The sequence below is a fragment of the Streptomyces sp. T028 genome (assembly GCF_048159505.1).
GTDB lineage: Bacteria > Actinomycetota > Actinomycetes > Streptomycetales > Streptomycetaceae > Streptomyces.
This window is the reverse complement of the sequence record NZ_JBLRVZ010000043.1, coordinates 1-25,947: the sequence shown is the minus strand read 5'-3', so window position 1 is coordinate 25,947 and position 25,947 is coordinate 1. Positions and strand designations below refer to the sequence as shown.

Sequence of the window (25,947 nt, the reverse complement as noted above, 5' to 3'; positions counted from 1 at the left end):
GTGCTCGGAGGGTCTGGACGGTTCGGGCGGTTCGAGGGGTTCGGGGGCCCGGGGGCGGCGCAAGCCGCCCGTGTCCGCACCCGGTCACGTAGGTCCCGGACCACGGGGGACTCCGCGAACGCGTGGGTCACGCGCGCCGGCCAGGCAGCCTCGACCTCGACGGTCTCCAGCCGGGCGGCGGGTGCCGGAAGACTCTGTTCCCGGGCGCGACCGTACGACCGACCGGCCCGACTGTTCTCCAGCGCGGCGGCGATGACCGCGGCCTCCAGGACGGCCTCGCGGTCGACGGCATCGGGGCCGAGCCGTTCAGCCGCTCCGTGGCCCAGCTGAGCGACTCCGGCTCCTGGTACGGCCGCAGCGCGAGGCTGCCGTCCCGGATCCCGATGACCCTCCGGTAGAGGGCGAACTCCGCCCCGCGCAGACCGGGGCGTCTCCGGGCGGCATCCGGGTTCAGAGCGATCTCGGGCAACTCGGCGTGGAGCGCCCGCCACAGAGGCCCGAGACGGCGGTGGGCGCGCAGCGAACGCAGTGGCCCGACGACCCGCTCGCCCCAGAGGGGGCGGTGGCGCCCTCGGCGATACGCCGGCGGCCTTCGGCCGTGACGCGCACGTGCGCGACACGCTTGTCGGTGTCGTTCTGCTGGCGTTCGAACATGCCCGCGTCTGTGAGGCGGGCAACCAGGGCGCTGACGTTGTTCGGCCTCATCAGCAGCGCGCAGGAGGCTTCGTGGACAGTGGCGTTGTCGTTGTCGGCCACATGCCGAAGGAGCGCCGACTGGCGCTCCTTCGGTGGGCTTGGGGTAGGGCAGTCGGGCCGCGATACCCCGTTCGACGGACCGGTTCAGCGCGCAGGCATGCCGCGAGGCCTGCGGCCACGCGGGTCATTTGTTGACATGGAAACCAACCTGGCCTACCTTTGGTTCTGTGTCAACAAACAGTGTGTCTGTTCTGCCCGGGAACAGCCGGAGTCGGCCGACCGGGACGAGGGTGACGTACTGTCCGACAGGTCCGTCGAGGAAGGTCACGCCGCAGACGGGCGAGGCGCCGGAGGCGCGTCCCGCCGGGTCGCGGATCACCTCACCTTTACGCCGTGTCCACGGGGCGGACCAGGAGCGTTTCGTTCATCCGCGAGAACTCCGGCTGTCACATCGACGTGATCCGATCGGGCTCTGATGGATTTCCGGGCCGGGGCCGGGGTTCTCGCGTACCTGAGCCAGGTGCCCCACCGTGACCTCGTGGAGGCCTCGTCGTCCCGCGTGCGCCACGGCAGGCCGCCCGCCTCTCCGCCGGTGTCCGAGTGACCGAGGGCCGGCGCGGGACGACGGGCGCGGGGGACACGTCCTCCGTTCCCGGGCGGCGGAAGAACTGGATCATTCGCGGACTGCGTCAGCACATGCCGTCACCGTCCGTGCATCTGGGAAGGCGTCACATGAACAAGGTCGAACAGGCGTCGGGCTTTGGAGAAACCGCGGACCGTCCACCGGTCGCCGAGGTCTCCGCGCCGGTGTCCGACCGCCGGGGGTGGATCCTGGCGGTGCTGGGGGCGGCGCAGCTGATGGTCGTGCTCGACAACACGATAGTGAACGTCGCACTCCCCTCGGCCCAGGCGGATCTCGGCTTCGGTACCGGTGGCCGACAGTGGGTCGTCACCGCCTACGCGCTGGCCTTCGGGAGCCTGCTGCTGCTGGGCGGACGCCTGACCGACCTGATGGGGCGCAAGCGGGCGTTCATCATTGGCCTGATCGGTTTCGCCGGCGCCTCGGCGGCAGGGGGCGCGGCCACCGGTTTCGGCATGCTGATCGCGGCCCGTGCCGTACAGGGGGCGGCGGGCGCCCTGCTCGCGCCGGCGGTGCTCTCCCTGATCACCACGACGTTCCCCGGCGGAAGGTCGCGCACGCGCGCGTTCGCCATCATCGGCACGATCGTCAGCGCCGGAGGGGGGATGGGTCTCGTCCTGGGGGGCGTCCTCACCGAGTACATCAACTGGCGATGGACGATGTACGTCAACGTCGTGTTCGCGGTCGGGGCGGCCCTCGGCGCGTGGCTGCTCCTGCCGAGCCGGCGGGCCGACGAGCGACCCCGGATGGACCTGATCGGAACCGTCCTGGCGTGCGTGGGTCTCCTGGGTGTCGTATTCGGCTTCGCCCAGGCCGAGACCCGGGGCTGGGCCTCGCCGGTCGTGCTGGGGGCGCTGCTCGGCGGTGTGCTGGTCCTGGCGGGCTTCGTGCTGCGACAGCATCTCGCGCCGGCGCCGTTGCTGCCGCTGCGGGTGCTGCGCGACCGTGAACGCGTCGCCGCCTACGTCAACCGCTTCGCCTCCTCCACGGGTAACTTCGGCATCATCTTCTTCACCACCTTCTTCCTCCAGGAGAACCTGCATCTGTCCCCGGTGCTGGCGGGCCTGGGCACCCTCCCGGTGGTCATCGGAGTCATCGTCTCCTCGAACGTCCTCGGCAGCGCCTCCTGGCTGGTTCGCATCCGGCCGAAGGTGGTCATCATCGCCAGCCTGGTCCTCACGGCCGCCAGCCTGGTGTGGCTCAGCAGGCTCGAGCCCTCGTCGTCGTACTGGACCGTAGTGCTGGGCCCGCTGTTCCTCTTCGGCATCGGCCAGGGGGTCAACACCACACTCGCCATGAGCAACGCGCTGGTCGGGCTCGACCCCGACGACGTCGGAGTGGGATCCGCCCTGTTCTCCGTGATGCAGCAGCTCGGCGGTTCCGTCGGAACGGCCCTGCTGTCGACCGTCGCCAGCACCGTCACCGCCGGATATGTGAGCTCCCACGTCGGCTCCCGCGACGCGGCGGCCGTACACGGTTACAACGCGGCGTTCCTGACCATGGCGGCCGTCTTCGCGAGCGCGGCGCTGTTGTGCGGGATCCTGATGCGCTCCGGGAAGGCCCGCTGATCCGCGAGCCCGCACGAGCGCAGCGGACCGGTGGCCACCGTCGACTACGACGTCGCCGGTCGATACGGCGCCGAGGACGCCAGGCGGATCGGCGCTCCGCGGACCGCCCGGTGGTTGCGAAGGCGGCCGGCGGCCTCAGTCGGCCGGAACGTCGTCGTGTTCGGTGGCCAGGTGCTTGGTCACGAGCTCGGTGATGTCGCCCAGCGTCTCGAGTTGTTCGGTGGTGAGCAGGTCGGCGAAGCAGTGGCGTACGGCTTCGAGCTGGATACGGGAGGCGACCCGGACGGCGGCGAGTCCCGACTCGGTGAGCACGACGTCGAAGCCGCGGGCGTCGTCGCAGGAGGCTCGCGTGATGGTGCCGCGGCCCTCCATGCGGGTGATCTGCCGGGACAGGCGGCTCCGGTCCCACTGCAGGATCCGGCAGAGGTCGCGGGACCGGATCCGGTGCCCCGGCGCTTCCGACACATGGAGCAGGACCGAGTAGTCGGCCTCGCTCAGGCCGCACTTACGGGTGAGCCGCCTCGCCAGGAGCGCGGTCATGTTGATGCGCATCTCCTGGAAGCCGCGCCAGGCCCGCTCTTCCCGCTCGTCGAGCCACCTTGGTTCCATGGTGGCCACTCTAACATTCGTTGACATGGAAACTAAGTGTGGTCTAATTTCGGTTCCATGGAAACAAACCGGGCGACCGTGCTCCCGAAGCAGGACCGCGCCAAGCCCGCCCCTGGGGTCAACGCACTGTCCAACCGGGTGGTCGAGGGCGGCTACTCCGCTGACGGGCAGCCGTCCGCCGCGCTGTTCTTCTGGTCCCACACGCGCTTCCTGAGCGACTTCACCTTCGGGCTGCACCCCCACAAGGGGTTCGAGATCATCTCGTTCATCCTCGAAGGACGTACGCGCCACTTCGACACCAAGACCGACCGCTGGCTGGATCTTCGGGGCGGGGATGCCCAGATCATCAGGTCGGGCTCGGGTCTGTGGCATCGCGAAGGCGCCACCGAAGGCGCACGGGTGTTCCAGATGTGGTTCGACCCGGACTTCGACGCCGCCCTGCGAACCGAACCGTCCTACACCGACCACCCCGCCGCGCAGTTCACGGCGCGACCGGTGGGCGACGCCCTCGTCACCGACCAGGTCGGCGGGGAGGGACCGGTAAAAGCGCATACCGAGGGGCTCTCGATCCGTCGTGTCGCCGTGCCGCGCGGGGCCCGGGCGGAGCTGGACGTCGGCGCGGGCCGCTTCACCCTGGTCTACGTCCTCGGCGGCGAGGCCACGGTCAACGGCACCCGTGCGGCGACCGACGAGACCGTTTCCCTGAGCGGCGCATCCGCGATGACCGTCGAAGCGGCCGAACCGGCCGACCTCTTCCTCGTCTCGCTCCCCAGTCACCCGGCCTACCAGCCGGTCCGCGGGCGCTGACAGCCCGCTTCAGCATCATTTACCCCACATCTGGAGAACAGTCATGGCCACCTTGCTGCACATCGATTCCTCCGCCTACCCGGGCCAGGCGTCCACGTCCCGCGTGGTGACGGAGGCCTTCCGCGCCGCCTGGGAGGAGCAGCACCCCACCGGCACGGTGATCTACCGCGACCTCGCCGCCGACCCGGTGCCCCACATCACGGCCGACGCCTACTTGGCCGGCATGGCCGACCCGGCGCAGCGCACGCCCGAGCAGGCCGCCGCCTTCGCCCTGCGTGAGCAGCTCATAGAGGAACTGGAGAGCGCGGACGCCGTCGTGATCGGCGCTCCCATGTACAACTTCTCGATCCCCTCCAGCCTCAAGGCGTGGCTGGACCATGTGATCCTCCTGGGCCGCACGGCCCGGGGCGAGAACTCGAAGGTCAAGGGCACGCCCGTCACCGTGGTCACCAGTCGCGGTGGCTCTTACGCACCCGGCACGCCGCGGGCGCCTTACGAGTACGTCCTCAACTACCTGGAGGCCGTCCTGGCGGCGACCCTGGAGGTGGAGACCCACTTCATCGTGGCCGACCTGACGCTGGCCAAGGTCATGCCCGGGATGGAGGAGCTCATCCCGCTCGGCGAGAAGTCCCGGACGGACGCCCTCGAGCAGGCGGCGTCCAGGGCCAAGGAGCTCGTGGGACGCCTCGCGGCGTAGGCGGGTCCGGAGACAAGGCAGGGTCGCCTTCCTCCTCCCCGGTTGTGCGTCCCGCACCGAAGCGGCCGAGTGTCCACTCGGCCGCTTCGGCTCGTTCGCGGGCAGTCCGGTTTCGTGCGCGCAGACACAGTCCTTTGCGGGAAGCCCCGTCGGCCCTCGCCTTTCGGTGTGAACGGGCTGGCGGCCTTGCGACCTGTGGGGGATAGTCGAACGAATGTTCCCGTCGGTTAGTCGGGGGTGCGCGGTCCGTAAGGGAGTGGAGCGGTCTCGCGCCCTGAGCCGAAAGCTGGGCGGCATCTCGGCCTCCGTCGGAAACCGTCCGGTGCGTGCCCGGGGTTGCGGGGACCGTGCCGTCAGTCCGCGGCGGCCACTCGCCGGTGCCGGGCCACGACGCTGCTCGGTGTGACCCCGTACGCCTGCTTGAAGACACGGCTGAAGTGCGCCATGTCGTTGAAGCCCCAGCGGAAGGCGACGTCGGTGACCGTCGTGCTGCCGCCAGCCCGGGCGAGTTCCCGATAGCAGACCCTCAGGCGCCGCTCGCGGATCCAGCGTCCCACCGTGCTGCCCGTGTCGCCGAACGCCAGATGCAGGGTGCGCACCGAGACGTCGAACGCCTCGGCCACGGAGGAGGCGCACAGGTCGGGGTCGTCGAGGTGGTCCTCGATGTACCGGCGGGCGCGCAGCAGCAGCGCCTCCCGCGCGGTGGGGGAGGGTGCGCGGGGAGCCGTGAGCGTGAGCGCCGTGTCGAGGGTGTCGAAGAAGCTCTGCGCGGCGATCGCCAGCCCGGCGTCGCCGAGATGGTCCAACTCGCGGTTGATGGCGCGAAGTTGGTCGGCGGCGATCGCGGTGAGGCCGGAACCGGCGGCGACGGAGACCGCCCCGTGGCCACGGACCGCCGCGTCGGCCAGGCCCTGCGGGACGCGTTCGCGGGGCAGCAGCAGGGACAGCTCGTGGTGGGGATCGACGGCGTCGAAGCCGTGCGCGATCTCGCTGTCCCACAGCAGTAGCTCGTCCGGCCCCACCAGCAGTTCCCGGTCGCCGTGGCGGCACACCAGCCGCCCGCTGAGATTGAGCAGCACCCCGATCCGGGGGTCCGCGCCCGAGCCGACCCGCTGCCGTCCGCCGTACCCGCCTCCCCGGAACTCCGACACGGTGAGGTCCTCGAGTCTGCGGTAGCGGACCGCGGCGTCGAAGTGCTCCTGCCGGGGGAAGGAGAGCGTCCATGCCACATGCAGCTCGGACATCTTCTGGCTCCAGGCGTCCCGCACCGCGGTCGCCGGCAGACCCTGACTCGACCATGTGTCCGCGACGGTCATCCGGGACCACCTCCTCGCCGCCCAGTGAAACCGGACGAGCCGGTTTCGCGCAACGCTCTGCGCCGACCGACCCCGAAGGCGATCTCCGGCGGGCCCGTGGATGCGCAAATGGCCAAACGCGGCTGCGCTCCGGGACAAGCGGAGCCGCCGTCCGTGACGCACGGTTCTCCTCACCGTCACAGAAGCCGGGGCCGCGACGTCGGGAACGACGTCCGGACGTCTCCCGGCGCACCACGGAAGGGAGCAGCCGTGAGCGATCGTCGTCCGGTCGTCGTCTACGGGGCCAGCGGATCCACGGGCCGCCTGGTTGCCGAGTACCTCCGCGAGTACGACATCCCGTTCGTCGCCGCGGGCCGCAACAAGGCGCGCCTCCAGGAGGTGATGGACAGGGTCCCGGGCATCGAAACCGCCGACTACGAGATCGCCGAGACCGACGGCTCGGTCGAGTCCCTCACCCGGCTCTTCGAGGGCCGCCAGGTCGTATGCAACACCGTCGGCCCGTTCCTGCGCTACGCACCGCCGGTGGTCGAGGCGGCCCTCGCCGCCGGGGTCCACTACCTCGACACCGCCGGGGAGCAGACGCACATGCTGCGCTTCCTCGATGAGTGGGGCCCGCGGTTCGCCGCGAACGGCCGGGCCGCCTCCAGCGCCATGTCCGTCCAGTACGCCGTCCATGACATCGCCGCCCGCATCTGCCTGGAGACCCCCGGCGTCGACAGCCTGGAACTGGGCTCGTACGCCAACGCCATCCCCACCGTCGGCTCCACCCAGTCGATCTTCGACGTGATCCGGGCCGAGGCGCACTACCTGGAGGACGGACGGCTGAAGAAGTACGACGGCGTCGTCGTGCAGGACGTCGTCGTGCCCGGCTCCGGTCTCGTCCTCACCGGCACCAACTGGGGCGGCACCGCGCTCCCGGTGTTCTTCCGGGACGACCGGAGGGTACGCGACTGCAGAATGTTCGTGGCGATGCGCAACCAGGACATCTGGCGGCGGGTCGTCGATCTGGAGCGCCTGTTCAAGGTCTCCCTGCAGTGGCTGCCCGAGGAAGCCCTCTACCCCGTACTCGACAGGATGGCGTCCGGTATGACGGCGGACAGCCCGCCGCGTGAGAACCGGCAGCACCAGCGGTCCGTCGACTGGTGCGTCGGCCGCGGCAACACGGTCACCACGCGCGTCGTCATCCACGCCACCACCGGTTACCAGATGACGGGTCTGGTCCAGGCGTACGCGGCCATGCGGCTGCTCGGCAACACCTACCACGGCACCGGCTTCCGCTCGCCCGCCGAACTCCTAGGTCACCGGGAGCTGATGGGCGCCATCGAGTCCTACGGCTTCGCCCGCGTCACCGAGGAGTCCCGCTCGTGAGCCGCGGCGAGCGGGTCTGGATCGTCGGGGTCGGCATGACGGCGTTCGGGGTGCGCCGCGACACCTCGGTCAAGGACCTCACCCGGGACGCCGTCACCGAGGCGCTCAAGGACGCGGGCGCCGAACTCGGCGACGTACAGGCCGCGTACTACGGCAACACCTGCCAGGACATGCTGGAGGGACAGGTCGTGGTCGGCGGTCAGATCGCGCTGCGGAGCATGGGCTTCGAGCGGATTCCCGTCGTCAACGTGGAGAACGCCTGCGCCACCGGCGCCACCGCACTGCACCAGGCCGCCCTGCACGTGCGGTCCGGCGCCGCCGACGTGGTGCTCGCGGTCGGCGTGGAGAAGACCAACACCGACGACAAGAAGAAGATGCTCGGCCTGTTCGACGGCGGCGTGGACGTCCACGACCCGGACGGCGTCGACGCGGTCCTGCGCGAACTGGGCGGCGAGGTGCCGGAGCGGACAGCGCCGCGCAGCCGCTTCATGGACGTCTACGCCGCCCTCGCCCGCGCCCACATGCGCGAGTTCGGCACCACGAAGGAACAGCTCGCGTTCATCTCCGCCAAGAACCACACGCACGCCGTGGACAACCCCCTCGCGCACTTCCGCAAGGCCATGACGGCCGAGGAGATCCTCGCCGCCCGCACGGTCAACGAGCCGCTCACCGTACCCATGTGCGCCCCGCTCACCGACGGCGCCGCCGCGGCGGTCGTGGTCAACGAGGCCGGACTGCGCCGTCTCGCGGCCACCCGCCCCGTACGGCTGCTGGCCTCCGTCATCGCCACCGGCAGCGTACGGCCGGTCACCGACTGGGAGAGCTCGGTCAGCCGCCTCGCGGCCCGGCAGGCGTACGAGGAGGCCGGGATCGGCCCCGAGGACGTCTCCGTCGCCGAGGTGCACGACGCCGCCGCCTTCGGCGAGCTGCTGCAGACCGAGCTGATGGGCTTCTGCCCGATCGGGCGCGGCGGGGACTTCGCCACCTCCGGTGCCACGACCCTCGGCGGCGGGCTTCCGGTCAACCCCTCCGGCGGCCTGGAGTCCAAGGGACACCCCATGGGTGCCTCCGGTCTGGCCCAGACACACGAACTCGTCCAGCAGCTGAGGGGCGAGTGCGGCTCCCGACAGGTGCCCCACGCCCGTGTGGCCCTCGCCGAGAACGGCGGCGGCATGTACGCGGGCGAGGAAGCCGTCGCCGCCATCACCCTGCTCGGCGCCTGAACAACCCCCTTGGAGCCTCCATGAGTTACCAGACCCTTTCCCTCCGCCGCGACGGCCGGATCCTGTACGTCGACATCGACAACGGCCCGCTGAACCTGATGACCATCCAGATGGTCGGTGAACTCTTCGACCTTGCCGGGAAGCTGGTCTTCGACCAGGAGACCGGCGTCGTCGTCCTCGGCAGCGCCAACCCCGAGTTCTTCATCGCCCACTTCGACCTCGACGACCTGTTCCGCTCGATGAACGACCCGGACGTGCCGCAGAGCAAGTACCCGGACATCAACGTCGTCCAGGCGCTCACCACCATGTGGGAGGCGCTGCCCCAGGTGACGATCGGTCTCGTCGACGGCATCGCACGCGGCGGCGGACTGGAGTTCCTGCTCGCCACCCACATGCGGTTCGCCACCCCGCGGAGCAGGTTCTGCTTCCCCGAGACCAGCGGCGGCTTCCTCCCCACCGGCGGCGGCACCACACGCCTCGCCCTCCACATCGGCCCGGCCCGCGCCCGCGAAGTCCTGCTTTCCGCCCGTGACTTCAGCGGCGAGGAGGCCGCCGCGTACGGCATCGTCAACCGCGCCCTGCCCGCCGACGGCATCCGCACCTACGTCGACGACCTCGCCCAGCGGGCCGCCGCCCGGCCCGCGGGTTCCGTGGCCGCCGTCAACCAGGTCCTCACCAAGGTGCTCGGCGGCGCCGTGGACGCCCAGTTCGCCGGCTTCGCCGTCGAGAACGAGGCCATGCGCACCCTGCTCGGCGTCCCCGCAGTCCAGGAGCACCTGAGGAAGCTGGCGGAACTCCAGGACGTCGAGCACGAGCGGGACCTGCCGGCGACGATCGCGGAGGCGGCCCGATGACCGTGCGCGGCGACAAGGCCGACGTCCGCCCCGGGCTGCCGTACACCGAACTCAGCGGCTTCGAGCCGCAGTTGACCGACGAGGAGCGCGCGCTGCAGCAGGCGGTGCACGCCTTCGCCGCGGAGGTCCTGCGCCCAGCCGGACGCGCCCTGGACCGGATGACGGCCGAGGAGGTCATCGCCCCGGACTCGCCGTTCTGGGAGGTCCACGCCGTCGCCGCCAAGTCCGGCCTGGGCGACGGACCGGAGGCCGGGGACGACGCCCCGCCGGCGCTGCTGGCCCGTATGGCGGCCGTCGCCGTCGAGGAACTCGGCTGGGGTGACGCGGGGTTGGCCGTCTCACTCGGCGTCGGCGGCTTCCCGGCGATGATGGCCCGGCGGGCCGGGATCCGCGAACTCGTCGACCTGTGCGCGGGCCGCCTCGGCTGCTGGATCGGTACCCAGCCCGACCGGGGCTCGGACGGACTGAGCCTGTACCCCGAGGAGCGGCACCCGAGTGCGCCCCACGGCAACAAGGGCAACCTGACCGCCCGGGTCCGGGGCGGTGACATCGTCATCAACGGCCAGAGCTCGGCGTGGGTGTCCAACGGCCCGGTGGCCCAGGTCGGCCTGGCCTCCATCTCGGCCGACTACGGCGAGGGCTTCTACGACGAGGACGGTCATCCGCGGGGCATCGAGGTGATCGTCCCCCTGGACCTGCCGGGCGTCAGCCGCGGAAAGCCACTGGAGAAGCTCGGCAAACGCGCCCTGCCGCAGGGAGAGATCTTCTTTGACGACGTCAAGGTGCCGCTGCGCCACGCCCTGTCCGCCGAGAACGCCTACTGGCGCGGCCACGCGGCGACCTGGTCCTCGGCCGGGGTCGCCATGGGCCAGCTGATGACCGGGCTGGCCCGGGCCGCCTTCGAGACGACACTCGCCTACACCCACGAGCGCCGTCAGGGCGGTGCGCTGCTGGCCGAGCACCAGCTGGTCCAGTACCGGCTGGGCCGTATGGGCAGCCAGGTGGAGGCCATGCGGGCGGTGTCCCGCCGCGCCACCGAGTACACGGCCCTCTCGCCGGCCAGGCACCCGTACTACACCGCCCAGTCCAAGGCCCTCTGCACCGACCTGGCCTTCCAGGTCGCCGACGAGGCGCTGCAGCTCATGGGCGGCAACGGCCTCACCCGGGAGTACCCCGCCGAGAAGCTGTTCCGCGACGCGCGCGCCGCACGCGTCGAGGACGGCGAGAACCACCTGCTGACCATGAAGTTCGGGCATCTGGCGAGCCTCCTGCACCAGGACGGCCGGCTCGGTGCCGTCCGACAGCGAGGAGACGGGCGTGGCGATCACTGACTTCTTCGACCGCGGTTGGCGGTCCGCCCCCGATGCCGTCGCCTTCGTCGCGGACGACCGGACCTTCACCTACCGCGAGATCGGCGAGCTGTCCTGCCGCATCGCCCATGCCCTGGTGGATTCGGGCGTTTCACGCGAGACGAAAGGCGCGGTACTCGCGGCGAACGACCCCGTCGCCTGGGCCTGCGTGCTCGGCATGTGGCGGGCGGGACTGGCCTGGGTGCCGGTCAACCCGGCCAACCCGCCCGAGGAGATACGGCGCCTGCTGGCGGGCTTCGACTGCGAAGTGCTGTTCTGCCACGAGCGGTTCGTGCCGCTCGTCGAGAAACTCCGCCCCGACCTGGACGGACTGCGCACGGTGGTGTCCCTCGGCGAGTCCACGGACTCGGCGGCCGTCACCACGCTGGAGGCTTTCATCGCGGACGCGCCCGCCGAACTCCCCGGCCACACACCCGACCCCGACGCGGTGGCGGGCATCATGCCGACCGGCGGCACCACCGGCGCCCCGAAAGGCGTCATGAACACCCACCGGGGCCTCGGCGTCAGCGTCGTCCACCAGATGCTGGCCGCCTCCTACCCGGCGGACGAACCCGTGGTGAACCTCGTCGCCGCCCCGATGACCCACACCGCCGGCCTGCTCACCCTGCCCTGCGCAGCGCGCGGCGGCGCGGTCGTCGTGATGTCCCGCCCCGACCCGCTGCAGCTCCTGGACCTCATCGAGCGGCACCGCGTCACCGAGCTGTTCCTGCCACCCACCGTGATCTACCGCCTGCTGGAGATCCCCGGCATCGAACAGCGGGACCTCTCCTCGCTGAAGTACCTGATGTACGGCTCCGCGCCCATGTCGACGGAGAAGCTGCGCCGCGCGATCGAGGTGTTCGGCCCGGTGCTGTTCCAGGGGTACGGCCAGACCGAGGCGCCTTCCGGAATCGCCTTCCTGCGCCCCGAGGAGCACTTCACCGAAGGCCGGATCGCGGACGACGCGCGGCTGTCGGCCGCCGGCCGGCCGGCGCCACTGGTCCGCGTGGAGATCCTGGACGGTGACGGACGGATCCTGCCCGCGGGCGAACCGGGCGAGATCTGTGTGCGGGGCGACCTCGTCATGAAGGGCTACTACAAGGACCCGGTCAGGACCGCCGAGACCATCGTCGACGGCTGGCTGCACACCGGCGACATCGGCCACCTCGACCACGAGGGCTTCCTGCACATCACCGACCGCAAGAAGGACATGATCATCTCGGGTGGCTTCAACGTCTACCCGAGCGAGGTCGAGCAGATCATCTGGCGACACCCGGCCGTCCAGGACTGCGCCGTCGTCGGGGCACCGCACCCGGACTGGGGCGAGGCCGTCACCGCCGTGGTCGAACTCAACGAGGGCGAGGAACTGACCGAGGCCGACCTCATCGCGTACTGCCGACCCCGGCTCGGCGGCATCAGGACACCCAAACGGGTCGAGTTCGTCACCGAACTCCCGCGCAGCCCCAACGGCAAGGTCCTCAAGAAGGACGTCCGCGCCCCGTTCTGGCGCGACCACCAGCGAAGGATCTGAGACCCCGTGAAACGCACCCTCTTCGACAAGGACCACGAGAGCTTCCGCGAGGTGGTCCGGACGTTCGCCGAACGCACCCTGGCACCCCGCCACGAGGAGATGCTGGAGCGGAAGTCCATCGCCCGGGACATCTGGCGGGAGGCCGGCGAACTCGGCATCCTCGGCCTCTCCGTCCCCGAGGAGTATGGCGGCTCCGGCGCAGGCGACTTCCGCTTCAACGCCGTCGCCGACGAGGAACTCGCCGGCTTCAGCTTCGGCGTCGGCGCCAGCTTCGCCCTGCACACCGACACCTGCCCGCCCTATCTCGTCGAACTCGGCACCGAGGAACAGAAGCACCGCTGGCTGCCCGGCGTCGCCTCCGGCGACCTCATCACCGCCATCGGCATGACCGAACCCTCCGGCGGCTCCGACCTCGCCGCGCTGCGCACCACCGCGGTCCGCGACGGCGACCACTGGGTGATCAACGGCTCCAAGACGTTCATCACCAACGGCCACCAGGCCGACCTGATCATCGTCGCTGCCCGCACCGGCCCCGGCGAACGCGCCAAGGGCATCACACTCTTCGTGGTGGAGGCCGGCACCCCCGGCTTCGCACGGGGACGCAAGCTCGACAAGGTGGGCCAGGAGGAGGCGGACACCGCCGAACTGTTCTTCACCGACGTCCGGGTGCCCGACGCGAACCGCCTCGGCGGGGTGGGGCAGGGCTTCACCTCGATGATGCAGCTCCTGCCGCAGGAACGATTGTCCACGTCCGTCACCTCCATCGGCCACGTCTCCCGCATCCTGCGCGAGACCATCGAGTACACCCGGGAGCGCAAGGCCTTCGGACAGGCCATCGGTTCCTTCCAGCACAACAAGTTCAGGATCGCCGAGCTGGTCACCCGGGTGGAGGCGGCCCAGGCCTACCTCGACAGCTGCGTGCTCGCCCACACCCGGGGTGAGTTGGGCGCCGTGGACGCAGCCAAGGTCAAGTGGTGGTCCGCCGAGGTCCAGAACGCCGTACTCGACGAGTGCGTCCAACTGCACGGCGGCTACGGCTACATGAACGAGTACCGCGTCGCACGCGCCTGGCGGGACGCCCGCGTCACCAAGATCTGGGCCGGGTCCAACGAGATCATGAAGGAAGTCATCGGCCGTGACCTGGGCCTGTAGCACATCCCCGAACCCCTGACTGATGGAGGTCCCTGCCATGGCTGCGAACACCGTCAACCGTCAATGGCTGCTCGCCCGCCGCCCCGTCGGCGCTGTCACCACCGACGACTTCCGCTATCACGAGGCCGACGTACCGACACCCGGCGAGGGCGACGTCCTCGTCCGCACCCTGTACTTCGGCTACGACGCCAGCCAGCGCATCTGGCTCACCGACGACGGCGGCTACATGGAGCCGATCCAGGTCGGCGAACCGGTGCGCACCATGGGCATCGGCCAGGTCGTCGACTCCCGCGACCCCTCCTACCGGCCGGGCGACCTGGTGGAGGGCTTCATGAGCTGGCAGGACTACGCCCTCGTCCGCGGCGACGGCCCGATGCCGCTGCGCGCGCTGCCCCGCGCCGACTACCCGCTGTCCTGGAACCTCGGGGTGTTCGGTGTCGGCGGTCTCACGGCGTACTTCGGCGTCGCCGACGGCCTCGGCGTGAAACCCGGCGACACGGTGGTGGTCTCCGCCGCCACGGGGGCCACCGGGTCCCTCGCCGGACAGATCGCCAAGGCACTGGGCGCCAAGAAGGTGATCGGCATCGCGGGCGGCCCGGAGAAGTGCCGGTGGATCGTCGAACAGGCCGGCTACGACGACGCGATCGACTACAAGAACGACAAACTCGACGAACGCCTGCGGGAGTTGTGCCCGGACGGCGTCGACGCCTACTTCGACAACGTCGGCGGCGACATGCTCGACACCCTGCTCCTGCACATGGCACCCCAGGGACGGGTGCTGATCTGCGGGGCCATGTCCTCCGGCTACACCGACGTCAAGCTCCAGGGCCCCACCAACTACATGCGCATCTGCACCCATCAGCTCACGGTGCGCGGGATCCTGCTCTTCTTCTACGCCGACCGCCTCGCCGACGGCGCCGCCCAACTCGGCGCGTGGGTACGGGAGGGGCGCCTGCACGTGGCGGAGGAGGTCGTCGAGGGCTTCGAGCACGCGCCCGCCCTGCTGCCGACGATGTTCAGCGGCAAAGAGCCCGGCAAGCTGCTGCTGAAGGTGGCGGACCCCGAGTGAGCGCCACCGGTCGGAACGCCCCTCCGGTGGCCGTGGTCACCGGCGCGGCGAGCGGCATCGGACTCGAACTCGTCCGCCGTCTGAGCCCTGCATACCGGGTCGCGCTGCTCGACGTCGACGAACCGGCGGCCGGACGGGCAGCGGCGGAGATCGGCGGCGGCGCGCTGGCGGTCGGCTGCGACATCACGGACGCCGACTCCGTCACGGCGGCCGTGCGGGCGGTCGTCGAGCGCTTCGGCGGCATCGACGTCGCCGTCTCCAACGCCGGCATCGGCTCCGCGGGCGCCGCCCGCCGCCTGGACCCGGACGCCCTGGCGAGACAGCTCGACGTCAATGTCACCGGCAACTGGCGCTTCCTGCACGCCTGCCTGCCGCACCTGGAGGCGAGCGGGGGCTATCTGCTCGGAGTCGCCTCGGCGGCAGCCCTGATGGCGCCGCCCGGTGAGGCGTTCTACGGCGCGAGCAAGGCGGGCCTCGAAGCGCTCCTCGACACGCTGCGCACCGAGGTCGCGCACCTGGGTGTCGATGTCGGCGTGGCGTACCTGATGTTCGTCGACACGCCCATGGTCCGCCAAGGCGACCGGGACCACCCCGACCTCGAACTGATGCGCCGTCGACTACCCGGCGCCGCCGGGCGCACTCTCCCCGTCGCGACGGCCGCCGACATCCTGGCACGTGGCGTCGGCCGCCGAGCGGCGCGGATCTTCGTACCGGGGTCGCTGCGGACCCAGTACGTCCTTCGAGGCGTGATCCGCCCGTTGATGGACCGTCCGTTCCGCCGCATGGCCCCCGAACTGGACCGGCTCACGGCGGCCAAGGTGCGCGAACGTGGCCCGTACGACGCGGCGTTCGGCCGGCGTTCCCGGGCTGGCGGGCAGCAGGCGTAGGAGACGGTGACGCGCCCGCCGTTCCGCCGGCAACCGGGTCGGCTTCCGGGAGAGGCGAAACGGGCGCACAAGGTCCCGCCCTAAGCCGCGCAGGCTCCGGGCGGGACCTTGTGCCGTCAGTGGGCCGTGACCGGAGCCTGTTCCGCTGGTGCCGTGTCCCCGCCCGCACCTGCCGCCCGGCGGGGGCCGCGGACCAGGGCCAGGACCACCAGGCCCGCCACGAGGCCGACCGAACCGGCGGTCACCAGCGCCGAGTTGAGCCCCGAGGCGAACGCGGACCGCAGCACGTGCTCGGGGAACGCGTGCCGCAGGAAGGCCGCGCCACCCCCCGCCAGGGTGTGCGCCGCGTCATGCGGCAGGGTGTCACCCATGCGGGAGGTCAGCACGGTGCCGTAGACGGCGACCATCAGCGCGTACCCCAGCTGCCGCAAGGTGTTCACCACACCGCCCGCCATGCCCGACCGCTCCGCTGGGACCGCGGCGAGCGCCGCCCCGGAGATGGTGGGGGAGAGGAGCCCGGTGCCGACACCCACCAGTACCGGGCCCAGGACGAGCGACGTCCAGCTGGAATCCGCGTCGAGGAACGCCTGCGCGAAGGACCCGGCGGCGAGCAGCAGCAGGCCTGCTCCCATGGTCCAGCGTGCGGCGGCCCTGTGCGACAGCGCGCCGACCGTCATCGCGACCACCATGGCCGCGGCCGGCAGCGGCAGCAGCGCGAGGCCGCCGTCCACCGGGTCCATGCCCAGCAGCGTCTGCATCCAGATCGACTCGTAGGCGATCACACCGAACGCCACGCCGTCGAAGGCGAGCGCGCCCACCAGCACACCGACGAACGTCGGCTTGCTCAGCAGCCTCAGGTCCAGCAGCGGATGCGCCACCTTGCGTTCGACGAGCACGAACGCCACCAGCGCCGCGGCGGCGAGACCGAACGCCGTCAGCGTCCCGGTGGAGGTCCAGCCGTGCTCCCCGGCCCGAACCATCGCGTACGTCATCCCGCCCGCGAACACCGCGAACGTCGCCATGCCCGCCCAGTCGACGCGCATCCCCCGCGTCCCCCGGGACTCCGGCACCACCTTCAGCGACAGCCACACGGTGACGACGCTCACCGGCACGTTCACGAAGAAGATCCACCGCCAGCCCGGGCCCTTGGTCAGCACCCCGCCGAGCAGCGCGGCCGCGGCCGCACCGCTGACCGCGCCCCACACACCGAGGGCGGCGCCCCGCTCCCGCCCCTGGTACACGGAGCCGAGCAGCGGCAGGGTGGTCGCGAACATCGCCGCCGCTCGTGAGGCGACCGCGAACACCACCACGCCCGCCACATGCACCCGGCGGCGTCCGACGATGTCGGCGCCGACGCCGGCACCCAGCAGCAGAGCGGCCAGCGCCAGCGCGTATCCGTCGACGACCCACTGCAGATCGCTCAACGAGGCGTCCAGCGAGTGCGCCATGTCCGGCAGCGCCACCACCACGATCGTCATGTTCAGCAACAGCATGAACGTACTCAGGCAGATCGCTGTGAGCAGCCCCATTTACGCATGTCTTCAACTCCTTGTGCATTGATCAGGTACGGCTCCGTACGATGGCCCTCGCGCGGTCGGGCGAAGCGGAAACGGGCCTCTGACCGGTGAAACGCGAAAAGCAATCCTCCGCAGAGCGGCCCGTCGGGGTCCGACGCCCTCGACCTGCTGATCCTCTCGGCGCTGGAGGTGAATGGGCGGGCTTCCTTCAAACGGATCGGCGCGGCGCTCGGTGTCTCCGACCAGACCGTCGCCCGCCGCTACCGCAGACTGTGCGCCGAGGCGGGGTTACGGGTGGTGGCCGTGCGTGACCCCGAACGACTGGGGCTCGACCAGTGGATGCTCCGGCTGCGCTGTGCCCCCGACACCGCCCTGACCATCGCGGACGCGCTGGCCAAGCGCCCCGACACCGGCTGAATCGCGCTCGCCTCGGGTGGCACCGAGGTGATCTGCGGAACCTTGCCGCGCAACCCCTGGGACCGCGACGACCTGCTGCTGGGCAAGCTGCCCCGCACCCCCAGCATCGTCGAGATCCGCGCCCACCAGCTGCTCTTCCGCTTCTACGGCGGTCCGAGCGGCTGGCTGCGGAAGTTCGGGGCGCTGTCCGAGGAGCAGATCGCCGTCCTGCGCCCCGAGCCGGTGCCGGAGCCGGGCCCGGCCGGTATCGCGCCCGAGGACGAACCCCTCGTCGCCGTCCTCGAACGGGACGGACGCGCCGTCCACGCCGAGTTGCAGCACGCCACCGGCCGCTCCGAGTCGGCCGTCAAGCGCCGGCTGGCGGCACTGAGGGCCTCGGGGGCCCTGTACTTCGACGTCGAGTACGACTCTGCGGTCCTCGGCTACCCGGTCTCCGCCGTCCTCTGGGTGACGGCCGCCCCGGCCGCCCTGCGCACGGTGGGCGAGGCGCTCGCCCACCGCACCGAGGTCACCCACGTCACCGCGACCGCGGGACCCTTCAACCTCATGGCCACCGTCCGCGCGAAGAGCACCGCCGGCCTGTACGACTACCTCAGCGGCCCGCTCGGGCACCTGGAGGGCGTCCAGCACGTGGAGGCGACACCGTTCCTGCGGCAGGTCAAACAGCTCACCTACCAGACGCCACCGCGCCGGACGCAGTAGCCCTACGCGTGCCGTGGCCGCCGAGCATGAGCGCGGGCCGGCCCCTCGCCCGGCCCGCCGACTACGAAGCCACCGGTTCGGAGGAACGGCTCATCGTCATCAGCTGGTCGAGGAACTCCGCCGGGATCGGCGTCGGCAGGAAGCCGAGGAACTGGCGCATCGGCATGGACTCGACCATGCGCATCGCGTCCTGGCTCTCCGCGGCGGCAGCGGCCTGCTCCTCGGACATCCCGGCCATCATGGCCTCGGTGAGCACCGGGCCGACCGTCGTGTGGCCGAACCACGCGCCGACCGTGGAGTCCAGGGTCAGGGGCGCCACCAGGAGGTCCCCTACGAGGTCCAGCGGTTGTACGGCGACCACGTCGTGAGCGTTCTCGCCGAGCTGGACCTCGTACCGTCCGGCAGCCACGGTCCAGTCGTCGCGCGTGATGTCCCAGAAGGCGAAGGCGCGGCGGTCGAGGTCGATCTCCACGACCTTGCTCTGGCCGGGCTCCAGCGCCACCTTGGAGAAGCCCCGCAGCTCACGGGCAGGGCTGCTGACCGGGCGCTTCGGCGCGGAGACGTAGACCTGCACCACGTGCTTGCCGAAGCGCTCGCCGGTGTTGGTGACCGTGACCGTGGCCCTGGCGGTGTCCTCGCCGGTCGCGGTGACCTGGAAGCCGCTCTGTTCGAAGGTCGTGTAGCTGAGGCCGTGGCCGAAGGGGTAGCGGACGGCGACGTCGGCGGTCTCGTAGTAGCGGTAGCCGACCATCACGCCCTCGCCGTAGCGGACGTGCCCCTGCTCACCGGGGAAGTTCAGGTAGGCGGGGGTGTCGTTGAGCCGGAACGGGATGGACTCCGCGAGGTGTCCGGAGGGGTTGACCCGGCCGGTGAGCACGTCGGCGATGGCGCCGCCGCCGGCCTGGCCGGGCAGCCAGGCCTCCACGATCGCGTCCACCTCGTCGTGCCAGCCCTCCAGGGTCACCACGCCGCCGTTGAGCACCACGACGACGGTGCGGCGGGCCACCGCGGCCACCGCGCGCACCAACTCGACCTGCTCGCCGGGGAGTTCGATGTGCTCACGGTCGAAGCCCTCGGACTCGTCTGCCTCGCGCAGGCCGATGACGAGGACCGCGGTGTCAGCCTGCGCCGCGAGCGCGACGGCCGCCTCGCGCAGCTCTACCGCGTCCGCCTGCCTCGTGGTGTCATAGCCCCGGGCGAAGTCGATCTCCGCGTCCGGCAGCTGGGCCCGCAGTTCGGAGAGTGCGGTGTCGACCCGGGTGGCGTTGACGTGGGAGCTGCCGCCGCCCTGGAAGCGCAGCGTCTCGGCGAACTCGCCGACGACGGCGATACGGCCTTCCGGCGTGAGTGGCAGGCTGCCCTCCCGGTTCTTCAGCAGGACCAGGCACTCGCCGGCGACCTCACGCGCGAGGAGGTGGTGGGTGTCGTGGTCCAGTTCGACCGGGGCCCCGGAGCGGACGCGACCGGTGAGCTCGCGCAGCCGGGCCAGAGCGGTGTCGACGACGGACTCGTCGAGCCGGCCCGAGCGCACCGCCTCGGCGACCTCGGCGTCGCTGACGCCGCCGTTGCCGGGCATCTCCAGGTCCATCCCGGCCACCAGCGCGGCGACACGGTCGCCGACGGCGCCCCAGTCGGAGACGACCAGGCCGTCGAAGCCCCACTCGTCGCGCAGCACCTGGGTGAGCAGCCAGTGGTTCTCGGCGGCGTAGACGCCGTTGATCTTGTTGTACGAGCACATGACAGTGGCCGGACGCGCCTGCTTCACGACGCGTTCGAAGGCCGGGAAGTAGATCTCGCGCAGGGTGCGGTCGTCGACGTCGGAGCTGACGCGCATCCGGTCGGTCTCCTGGTTGTTGGCCGCGAAGTGCTTGACCGACGCGCCGACGCCCCCGCTCTGCAGCCCCTCCACGTGCGCCGCGCCGAGTACGCCGCTGAGGAGCGGATCCTCGGAGAAGTACTCGAAGTTGCGCCCGCAGAGAGCGGACCGCTTGATGTTGATCGCAGGGCCGAGGAGCACGTCCACGCCGAGCGCCCGCGATTCGACGGCCAGCGCTTCGCCGACGCGGCGGACGAGGGCCGGGTCCCAGCTTGAGCCGAGGGCGGCACCGGGCGGGAAGGCGGTGGCCGGTTCGCTGCGGTGCACACCGAGATGGTCGGCTTCACCCTTCTGGCGCCGCACACCGTTCGGGCCGTCACTGAGCACCAGTGCGGGGAAACCGGCCTCCTCGTCGGGCTCGCTGGACCACATGTTCAGTCCGGAGAGCAGGGCTGTCTTGCGGTCCAGGTCGAGTTCGGTGGGGTTCTGGGACATGGTGCGGGTTCCTCGAAATCATAGGTGCCGGGCGGAGGCCTTCGGCGGTCGGTGGGTGGAACAGCGCGCGAGAGCGCTCTCAGGTGGAGGATGGCGCCAAAGTCGAATTTTATTTGGATTTAGCTTGTGGGCTCAACGGAGGCGTCTGCGGTCAACGGACGCTGCGGATCGGGCGTACGGTCAGTCCGCCGGCCACCGCGACCCCCGCCGCGCTCAGGAAGAGGAGCGGGTAGTTGTCCCCACCGCCCACGGCGAGGATGAACGGCGCGACCAGCGGGGCGACCGACTGCGGCAGGGAGGCGGCCATGGCGAAGACGCTCATGTACTTGGCGCCTTCCGTCTCCCGGTTGGGGATGACATCGGTGATGAGGGCGATGTCCACGGCACCGAACATGCCCGCCCCCAGCAGGATGATCTGCGAGCCGACGAACACCTGCGGGAACGACGAGGCGAAGGCGATCACGGCGAAACCGACGGCGAACGCGGTCGCGGCGAGGTAGATGAACGGCTTCCTGCGCCGCAGGCGGTCCGAGAGAATACCGCTCGCCACGGCGCCCGCGGAGGTCATCAGCAGACCGACGCCTCCGGAGAGCGCCAGCAGCCCCGTCACCTTGCTGAGTTCGTAGTGGAGGTGGTCGGTGAGGAAGTAGAGCTGGTATGTGGACAGGAACATCAGGCTGAGCTGGATCAGGAACCGGCCGACCCAGGTCCAGCCCAGGTCGGGATGACGCCGCGGATTGAAGGTGAGGTCGCGGAACATGGCCGCCAGACCCGGCTGGTCGTGGTCCGCGCGCCGGACCGCCGGATCGGGCAGGAAGAGGACGACGGGAAGCAGGGCCAGACAGGCGATGACCGCGGGGACGAGGAAGAGCAGCAGTCCGGAGTGGCGCAGCGGTGTGGCCAGCTGGAAGCCGGCGACCCCGGCGATCTGCGCGGTGAACCCGAGCAGGCCGGAAACCTTGCCGCGCTGCTGCTCCGGTACCTGGTCGGGGAGCATTGCCACCAGCGGCGTCATGAGCGTGCTCAGTCCGACCTGGCTGATGACGAAGCCGGCCAGCAGGACGGACACCGACGTGCCGGCGCCGGTGACGGCCGCTCCGGCGAGTAGGACCGGCATCCCGGCGAGCATCCAGGGCTTGCGGCGCCCCAGCCGGGACCTGGTGTTGTCGCTGAGTACCCCGAAGACCAGGCCGGACACCATGCCGACCAGTGTTCCCACGCCCACCACCAGGCCCAGGCTGCTGGTCTTGCCGTCCGGGTCGATGGTCTCCAGCCGCATCGCCAGGGACACCAGCAGCGGGGTCATCACGGCGACGTAGACGCCCAGATAGGCGATCACGTACAGGGTGATGAACCTGCGGCCGACCGGCGGCAGGCCGTCGCCCGGACTCCTCGGGGCGGCGTCCTCGGTGGCGGGAAGCCCGGCTGTGTGGTGTGTCATCTTGGCCTCCGGCCGTGCGAACACGTGAGGGTACACGTGCGGGGTAAGGGGGGCGAAACGGGCACCGGACGCCGAGGTGCCCGCGACGGGTTACTGGTGGGTTCCGCCGTCGATGCGGATCTCGGTGCCGGTGAGGAAGGCGCCGTCGTCGGAGACGACCATGGCGACGACCCCGGCGACGGCGTCGGGGGAGCCGAAGCCCTCACCGATGGCGGGGGTGAGCTTGCCCAGGAGGTTCCAGTCGGTGTCCTCGGGCATGAGGGAGAAGATGTTCTCGGTGATGCCGGAGGAGATGCTGCCCGGGTTGACGTTGACCGCGCGCAGGCCCTGCTTGCCGTATTCCTGGGCGATGCTGTGGGTGAAGGAGAGGATGCCGCCCTTGCTCGCGGAGTAGGCGGCCATCATCGGGTGGGCGAATTGGGCGGAGGTGGAGCTGAAGTTGACCACGACGCCCTTGCCGGTCTCCAGCAGGGCGGGCAGGGCCGCGCGGGTGACCAGGAAGGTGCCGGTGAGGTTCACGGCGATGACCTGGTTCCACAGGTCGAGGGAGCAGGTGTGGGTGTGGGCTCCGCGCAGCATGCCGGCCACGTTGACCAAGGCGTCGAGCCCGCCCAGCGCGTCGATCGCCTCGGACACGACGGTCCCTACCGAGGTCTCGTCGGACACGTCGAGTGCGGCGGTGCTCAGCCGGCTCGCGGTGCCGGCCTTGGCCGCGAGCTCAGCGGTCTCCGCGAGGCCGTCCTCGGCGATGTCGGTGCCCGTGACCCGGGCCCCCTCGGACAGGAGCCGGAGTGTGGTGGCGCGGCCGATGCCCGAGGCGGCGCCCGTGACGAGAATGCGGCGGTCGGTCAGTCGTTGCATGGGTGTTCCCTTGTGTTCTCGTGGCGAGAGGTTGCCCCGCGTTGCTCCGGCGGGGAAGCGGGCACGGGTCCCGTTGACCGGGACCGGACACGGAGGCAGGAGGAGCGGGCCTCTGGATGCTGCAGGGGCGGCATGGGTGCGACGCCCGTACCTGCGTTTTGGGGTGGAACCTTTCACATCCGTGGCGGCCGGGGTGGGGCGGTCCCTTGAGCGGACCAGTGCGAACCGGAAGTTCACACATCAGAAACCTAGCTTTGTTCGGTTTTTATGGCTAGAGTTTCGGTCAGAAAGTTTTGGATCGCAGCCTTGTGAATCGATTCAAAGCGAGTTCGTTGTGTGCGGCCTCGCGCCGCGATGCGACTGTACGTGTGGTCGGGATGACGCAGCCCGGCGGCGAGAGCCTCCTCGCCGGACCGGAGGAGACGTTCGCCCGACTTGAGAACGGCGCCACCTGACGGGCGTCCGCAATGGGGGTCGGCGTCCTGACCAGGCGCCGGCCCCCGCTGACCTGAGGCTCCTCATCACACCGGAACGTCCCTGCGTAGGAGCCCCCGGGCCCGCAGGTCCGCCCAGAGCCCCGGGGGAGGCACCTGGCGGTGAAGGTCCACGTTCTGCAGGACGTGCGCCGCCGTGCCCATGCCGAGGGTGACGTTGGCGACGGCGGCATGGGTGAAGGGGAAGGAGACGGCCGCCGCCCGCAGGCTCGAACCGTGCCACTCACAGACCTCTGCGATCGCTTGGGCGCGTGCCACGATCTGGGCGGGGGCGGCCCGGTAGTCGTACGTCATGCCCTGCGCGGGGCGGTCGTGGGCGAGGAGCCCGGAGTTGAAGACGCCCGCGGCGACGACGCTCTTGCCGTGTTCCTGTGCGGCCGGCAGGACGTCGTCGAGGGCGGACTGGTCGAGGAGGGTGTAGCGGCCGGCGAGCATGACGACGTCGGCGGCGGTCTCCCGGAGGAATCGGGCAAGCATCGCGGACTGGTTCATGCCGACGCCGATGGCGCTGACCACGCCCTGGCCGCGCAGGTCTGCGAGGGCGGGCATGGCATGGTCCGCGGCCTGCCTCCAGTGGTCGTCGGGGTCGTGGAGGTAGACGATGTCGAGGCGGTCCAGTCCGGTGCGCCGGAGTGTCTCCTCGATGGAGCGCAGGACGCCGTCGCGGCTGAAGTCCCACTGTCGGCACAGGTCGTCGCGGACGACGAAGCCCTCGCTGTCGACCCCTCGGGGGACCTCGTTGGGTACCAGCAGGCGGCCGACCTTGGACGAGATGACGTAGGAGTCCCGGCGCCGTTCGCGGAGGGCCAGGCCTAGCCGGTGTTCCGACAGGCCGAGGCCGTAGTGGGGTGCGGTGTCGAAGTAGCGGATGCCGGCGTTCCAGGCCACGTCGACGGCGGCGGCCGCGTCTTCGTCGGGTGACACTCGATAGAGATTGCCGATGACGGAGCCGCCGAAGCCGAGTTCGGTGAGTTCGAGGCCGGTGTCGGCGATGCTTCCGCGATGCCGTGCGTGCTCCTGAGGGCGCGTCATGTGGTGCTGCCCGTCGTTGTCCGACGGAGCGGGCGACCGTCGGCCGTGACGGTGCCGATGAGCGGTGTACGCGGAGTGTCCTTCACCGTGACGGCGAGGGGTGTGGTCATCGGCCGAGCCATCCGCCGTCGACGGGCAGGATGGTGCCGTGGATGTAGGCGGCGGCGTCGGAGGCGAGGAAGACGGTGGCGCCGGCGAGGTCGTCGGCGCTGCCCCAGCGGCCGGCCGGGATCCGGTCGAGGATCGCCCGGCTGCGGCCCGGGTCGGCGCGCAGGGCCTGGGTGTTGTCGGTGGCGATGTAGCCGGGGGCGATCGCGTTGACGTTGACGCCGTGCGGCGCCCACTCGTTGGCCAGTGCCTTGGTCAGCCCGGCGATGCCGTGCTTGGCGGCGGTGTAGCCGGGTACCGTGATCCCGCCCTGGTAGCTGAGCAGTGAGGCGGTGAAGACGACCTTGCCCCGGCCCCGGGCCACCATCGCGGCCCCGACCGCCCGGGCCAGCGCGAACTGGGCGCTGAGGTTGACCTGGAGGACCAGGTCCCAGTCCGCGTCGGAGTGTTCGGCGGCCGGAGTACGGCGGATCGTGCCCGCGTTGTTGACCAGGATGTCCACCGGCCGCTCCCGCGAGGCGAGGGCCGCGCCCAGGGCCCGTACCGCGTCGGGGTCGGCGAAGTCGGTGCGGATCGCCTCGAACGAACGGCCCGCCGCCTCCACATCCTTCTGGACGTCGCTGCCGGAGGCCTCCAGGTTCGCGCTCACCCCGATGACGTCCGCGCCCGCCTCCGCGAGCGCGCGGGCCATGGCCCGGCCGATGCCACGCCGGGCCCCGGTCACCACCGCGAGCTTCCCGGTCAGATCGAACAGGCTCACGCGCCTGCTCCCTTCTCGTCGTTGCCGCAGTCCACCAGGATCTTCATCACGTCCCCGCCGCCCTCCAGCGCCTCGAACGCCGACGGTGCCTCGGCCAGCGGCACCACCTTGCTGATCAGCCGGTCGGCCGGGATCGTGCCGTCCGCGACCAGCGCGACCGCCCTCTCGAAGTCGGACCGGTCGTACAACCGCGCCCCGACCAGGGTCAGTTCACGCCAGAAGAACCGGTGCAGGTTCACCTCACGCGGCCTTGGGTGGATCGCGACCAGACACAGCCTGCCCCGCACCCCCAGCACCTCGACCGCACACTCCACCCCGGCCTGCGCACCCGACACCTCGAACGCGACATCCGCGCCCGCGTCCCCGGTCCACTCACCCACCAGCGCGGGCACGTCGACCGCGGCCGGATCCCACGTCTGAAGGCCCAGTTCCTCCGCCAGCAGCCGCCGGTGCGCGCTCAGCTCCACCACCCGCACCTCGGCACCCGCGCCCCGCGCGACCAGCGCGATCAGCACGCCGACCGGACCACCGCCGACCA

Annotated in this window: 22 protein-coding genes and 1 pseudogene; 12 read left to right on the top strand and 11 right to left on the bottom strand. The window is 70.8% G+C overall.

What is annotated here, in order from left to right:
- Window positions 1-127: 127 nt before the first annotated feature.
- Window positions 128-469 carry a DUF6545 domain-containing protein gene (locus tag ACLZN2_RS36445; protein ID WP_416983820.1) on the bottom strand — a complete coding sequence of 114 codons (342 nt, stop codon included), beginning with the start codon at window positions 467-469 and terminating at the stop codon, window positions 128-130.
- Window positions 451-756 carry a MarR family winged helix-turn-helix transcriptional regulator gene (locus ACLZN2_RS36440; protein ID WP_416983819.1) on the bottom strand — a complete coding sequence of 102 codons (306 nt, stop codon included), beginning with the start codon at window positions 754-756 and terminating at the stop codon, window positions 451-453. Before ACLZN2_RS36440 ends, ACLZN2_RS36445 begins: the two co-directional genes overlap by 19 nt.
- 672 nt (window positions 757-1,428) lie before the next feature.
- On the opposite strand from ACLZN2_RS36440, the gene ACLZN2_RS36435 reads away from it, so the two are divergent.
- Window positions 1,429-2,904: a DHA2 family efflux MFS transporter permease subunit gene (locus tag ACLZN2_RS36435; protein WP_416983818.1), complete on the top strand. Its 1,476-nt coding sequence runs from the start codon at window positions 1,429-1,431 to the stop codon at window positions 2,902-2,904.
- Window positions 2,905-3,039: 135 nt separating this feature from the next.
- On the opposite strand, the gene ACLZN2_RS36430 is transcribed toward ACLZN2_RS36435, so the two are convergent.
- On the bottom strand, window positions 3,040-3,513 hold the full coding sequence (locus ACLZN2_RS36430) for a MarR family winged helix-turn-helix transcriptional regulator (protein ID WP_416983817.1): 474 nt from the start codon (window positions 3,511-3,513) through the stop codon (window positions 3,040-3,042).
- A 57-nt stretch (window positions 3,514-3,570) separates the two neighbouring features.
- On the opposite strand from ACLZN2_RS36430, the gene ACLZN2_RS36425 reads away from it, so the two are divergent.
- Window positions 3,571-4,320: a pirin family protein gene (locus ACLZN2_RS36425; protein ID WP_416983816.1), complete on the top strand. Its 750-nt coding sequence runs from the start codon at window positions 3,571-3,573 to the stop codon at window positions 4,318-4,320.
- A 43-nt stretch (window positions 4,321-4,363) separates the two neighbouring features.
- Entirely contained in the window at window positions 4,364-5,017 is a 654-nt protein-coding gene (locus ACLZN2_RS36420; protein ID WP_416983814.1) for an FMN-dependent NADH-azoreductase, read from the top strand.
- Window positions 5,018-5,370: 353 nt separating this feature from the next.
- Here the strand turns inward: ACLZN2_RS36420 and ACLZN2_RS36415 are convergent, their stop codons facing one another.
- A complete protein-coding gene (locus tag ACLZN2_RS36415) occupies window positions 5,371-6,333 on the bottom strand; it encodes a helix-turn-helix domain-containing protein (RefSeq protein WP_416983813.1) in 963 nt (320 codons plus the stop codon).
- 249 nt (window positions 6,334-6,582) lie between these two features.
- Between ACLZN2_RS36415 and ACLZN2_RS36410 the strand changes: the two genes are divergently transcribed.
- From ACLZN2_RS36410 to ACLZN2_RS36375, 8 genes are read left to right on the top strand one after another with little or no spacing between them, the layout of a single operon-like run.
- Window positions 6,583-7,701 (top strand): saccharopine dehydrogenase family protein, encoded by a 1,119-nt coding sequence (locus ACLZN2_RS36410; protein ID WP_416983812.1) that lies wholly within the window; start codon window positions 6,583-6,585, stop codon window positions 7,699-7,701.
- Window positions 7,698-8,924 (top strand): thiolase family protein, encoded by a 1,227-nt coding sequence (locus ACLZN2_RS36405; protein WP_416983810.1) that lies wholly within the window; start codon window positions 7,698-7,700, stop codon window positions 8,922-8,924. Before ACLZN2_RS36410 ends, ACLZN2_RS36405 begins: the two co-directional genes overlap by 4 nt.
- Window positions 8,925-8,944: 20 nt before the next feature.
- Window positions 8,945-9,778: an enoyl-CoA hydratase/isomerase family protein gene (locus tag ACLZN2_RS36400; RefSeq protein WP_416983808.1), complete on the top strand. Its 834-nt coding sequence runs from the start codon at window positions 8,945-8,947 to the stop codon at window positions 9,776-9,778.
- Complete coding sequence (locus tag ACLZN2_RS36395; RefSeq protein ID WP_416983807.1) at window positions 9,775-11,109, top strand: acyl-CoA dehydrogenase family protein; 1,335 nt, start codon at window positions 9,775-9,777, stop codon at window positions 11,107-11,109. Before ACLZN2_RS36400 ends, ACLZN2_RS36395 begins: the two co-directional genes overlap by 4 nt.
- Window positions 11,096-12,658, top strand: coding sequence for an acyl-CoA synthetase (locus ACLZN2_RS36390; protein WP_416983806.1), 1,563 nt, complete (start codon window positions 11,096-11,098; stop codon window positions 12,656-12,658). Before ACLZN2_RS36395 ends, ACLZN2_RS36390 begins: the two co-directional genes overlap by 14 nt.
- A 6-nt stretch (window positions 12,659-12,664) precedes the next feature.
- On the top strand, window positions 12,665-13,810 hold the full coding sequence (locus ACLZN2_RS36385) for an acyl-CoA dehydrogenase family protein (protein WP_416983805.1): 1,146 nt from the start codon (window positions 12,665-12,667) through the stop codon (window positions 13,808-13,810).
- A 37-nt stretch (window positions 13,811-13,847) separates the two neighbouring features.
- Window positions 13,848-14,879 carry an NADP-dependent oxidoreductase gene (locus ACLZN2_RS36380; protein ID WP_416983803.1) on the top strand — a complete coding sequence of 344 codons (1,032 nt, stop codon included), beginning with the start codon at window positions 13,848-13,850 and terminating at the stop codon, window positions 14,877-14,879.
- Entirely contained in the window at window positions 14,876-15,766 is an 891-nt protein-coding gene (locus ACLZN2_RS36375; RefSeq protein ID WP_416983801.1) for an SDR family NAD(P)-dependent oxidoreductase, read from the top strand. Before ACLZN2_RS36380 ends, ACLZN2_RS36375 begins: the two co-directional genes overlap by 4 nt.
- Before the next feature lie 116 nt (window positions 15,767-15,882).
- Here ACLZN2_RS36375 and ACLZN2_RS36370 read toward each other — a convergent pair whose 3' ends face one another.
- The gene (locus ACLZN2_RS36370; RefSeq protein WP_416983799.1) at window positions 15,883-17,295 is read right to left on the bottom strand and encodes an MFS transporter; all 1,413 of its coding nucleotides are present in this window, start codon (window positions 17,293-17,295) and stop codon (window positions 15,883-15,885) included.
- A 153-nt stretch (window positions 17,296-17,448) separates the two neighbouring features.
- On the opposite strand from ACLZN2_RS36370, the pseudogene ACLZN2_RS36365 reads away from it, so the two are divergent.
- Window positions 17,449-18,402, top strand: a pseudogene (locus tag ACLZN2_RS36365) (Lrp/AsnC family transcriptional regulator).
- Between the two features lie 61 nt (window positions 18,403-18,463).
- On the opposite strand, the gene ACLZN2_RS36360 reads toward ACLZN2_RS36365, so the two are convergent.
- The 6 genes from ACLZN2_RS36360 to ACLZN2_RS36335 form a co-directional block, all read right to left on the bottom strand.
- Window positions 18,464-20,713: a glycoside hydrolase family 3 C-terminal domain-containing protein gene (locus ACLZN2_RS36360; protein WP_416983798.1), complete on the bottom strand. Its 2,250-nt coding sequence runs from the start codon at window positions 20,711-20,713 to the stop codon at window positions 18,464-18,466.
- A 151-nt stretch (window positions 20,714-20,864) separates the two neighbouring features.
- Window positions 20,865-22,154: an MFS transporter gene (locus ACLZN2_RS36355; RefSeq protein ID WP_416983797.1), complete on the bottom strand. Its 1,290-nt coding sequence runs from the start codon at window positions 22,152-22,154 to the stop codon at window positions 20,865-20,867.
- Between the two features lie 90 nt (window positions 22,155-22,244).
- Entirely contained in the window at window positions 22,245-23,015 is a 771-nt protein-coding gene (locus tag ACLZN2_RS36350; RefSeq protein ID WP_416983796.1) for an SDR family NAD(P)-dependent oxidoreductase, read from the bottom strand.
- A 521-nt stretch (window positions 23,016-23,536) separates the two neighbouring features.
- Window positions 23,537-24,541 (bottom strand): aldo/keto reductase, encoded by a 1,005-nt coding sequence (locus ACLZN2_RS36345; RefSeq protein ID WP_416983795.1) that lies wholly within the window; start codon window positions 24,539-24,541, stop codon window positions 23,537-23,539.
- A 106-nt stretch (window positions 24,542-24,647) separates the two neighbouring features.
- The gene (locus tag ACLZN2_RS36340) at window positions 24,648-25,409 is read right to left on the bottom strand and encodes an SDR family oxidoreductase (RefSeq protein WP_416983793.1); all 762 of its coding nucleotides are present in this window, start codon (window positions 25,407-25,409) and stop codon (window positions 24,648-24,650) included.
- Window positions 25,406-25,947: zinc-binding dehydrogenase (locus tag ACLZN2_RS36335; RefSeq protein WP_416983792.1), on the bottom strand; the 542-nt coding region annotated here is incomplete at its 5' end. The genes ACLZN2_RS36340 and ACLZN2_RS36335, both read right to left, overlap by 4 nt.

Excerpts from the sequence above, each read along its gene's own strand:
- ACLZN2_RS36350 (WP_416983796.1), bottom strand. The coding sequence starts at position 23,015 with ATGCAACGACTGACCGACCGCCGCATTCTCGTCACGGGCGCCGCCTCG.
- ACLZN2_RS36435 (WP_416983818.1), top strand. The coding sequence starts at position 1,429 with ATGAACAAGGTCGAACAGGCGTCGGGCTTTGGAGAAACCGCGGACCGT.
- ACLZN2_RS36370 (WP_416983799.1), bottom strand. The coding sequence starts at position 17,295 with ATGGGGCTGCTCACAGCGATCTGCCTGAGTACGTTCATGCTGTTGCTG.
- ACLZN2_RS36360 (WP_416983798.1), bottom strand. The coding sequence starts at position 20,713 with ATGTCCCAGAACCCCACCGAACTCGACCTGGACCGCAAGACAGCCCTG.
- ACLZN2_RS36395 (WP_416983807.1), top strand. The coding sequence starts at position 9,775 with ATGACCGTGCGCGGCGACAAGGCCGACGTCCGCCCCGGGCTGCCGTAC.
- ACLZN2_RS36415 (WP_416983813.1), bottom strand. The coding sequence starts at position 6,333 with ATGACCGTCGCGGACACATGGTCGAGTCAGGGTCTGCCGGCGACCGCG.
- ACLZN2_RS36430 (WP_416983817.1), bottom strand. The coding sequence starts at position 3,513 with ATGGAACCAAGGTGGCTCGACGAGCGGGAAGAGCGGGCCTGGCGCGGC.
- ACLZN2_RS36420 (WP_416983814.1), top strand. The coding sequence starts at position 4,364 with ATGGCCACCTTGCTGCACATCGATTCCTCCGCCTACCCGGGCCAGGCG.
- ACLZN2_RS36380 (WP_416983803.1), top strand. The coding sequence starts at position 13,848 with ATGGCTGCGAACACCGTCAACCGTCAATGGCTGCTCGCCCGCCGCCCC.
- ACLZN2_RS36355 (WP_416983797.1), bottom strand. The coding sequence starts at position 22,154 with ATGACACACCACACAGCCGGGCTTCCCGCCACCGAGGACGCCGCCCCG.
- ACLZN2_RS36345 (WP_416983795.1), bottom strand. The coding sequence starts at position 24,541 with ATGACGCGCCCTCAGGAGCACGCACGGCATCGCGGAAGCATCGCCGAC.
- ACLZN2_RS36425 (WP_416983816.1), top strand. The coding sequence starts at position 3,571 with ATGGAAACAAACCGGGCGACCGTGCTCCCGAAGCAGGACCGCGCCAAG.
- ACLZN2_RS36400 (WP_416983808.1), top strand. The coding sequence starts at position 8,945 with ATGAGTTACCAGACCCTTTCCCTCCGCCGCGACGGCCGGATCCTGTAC.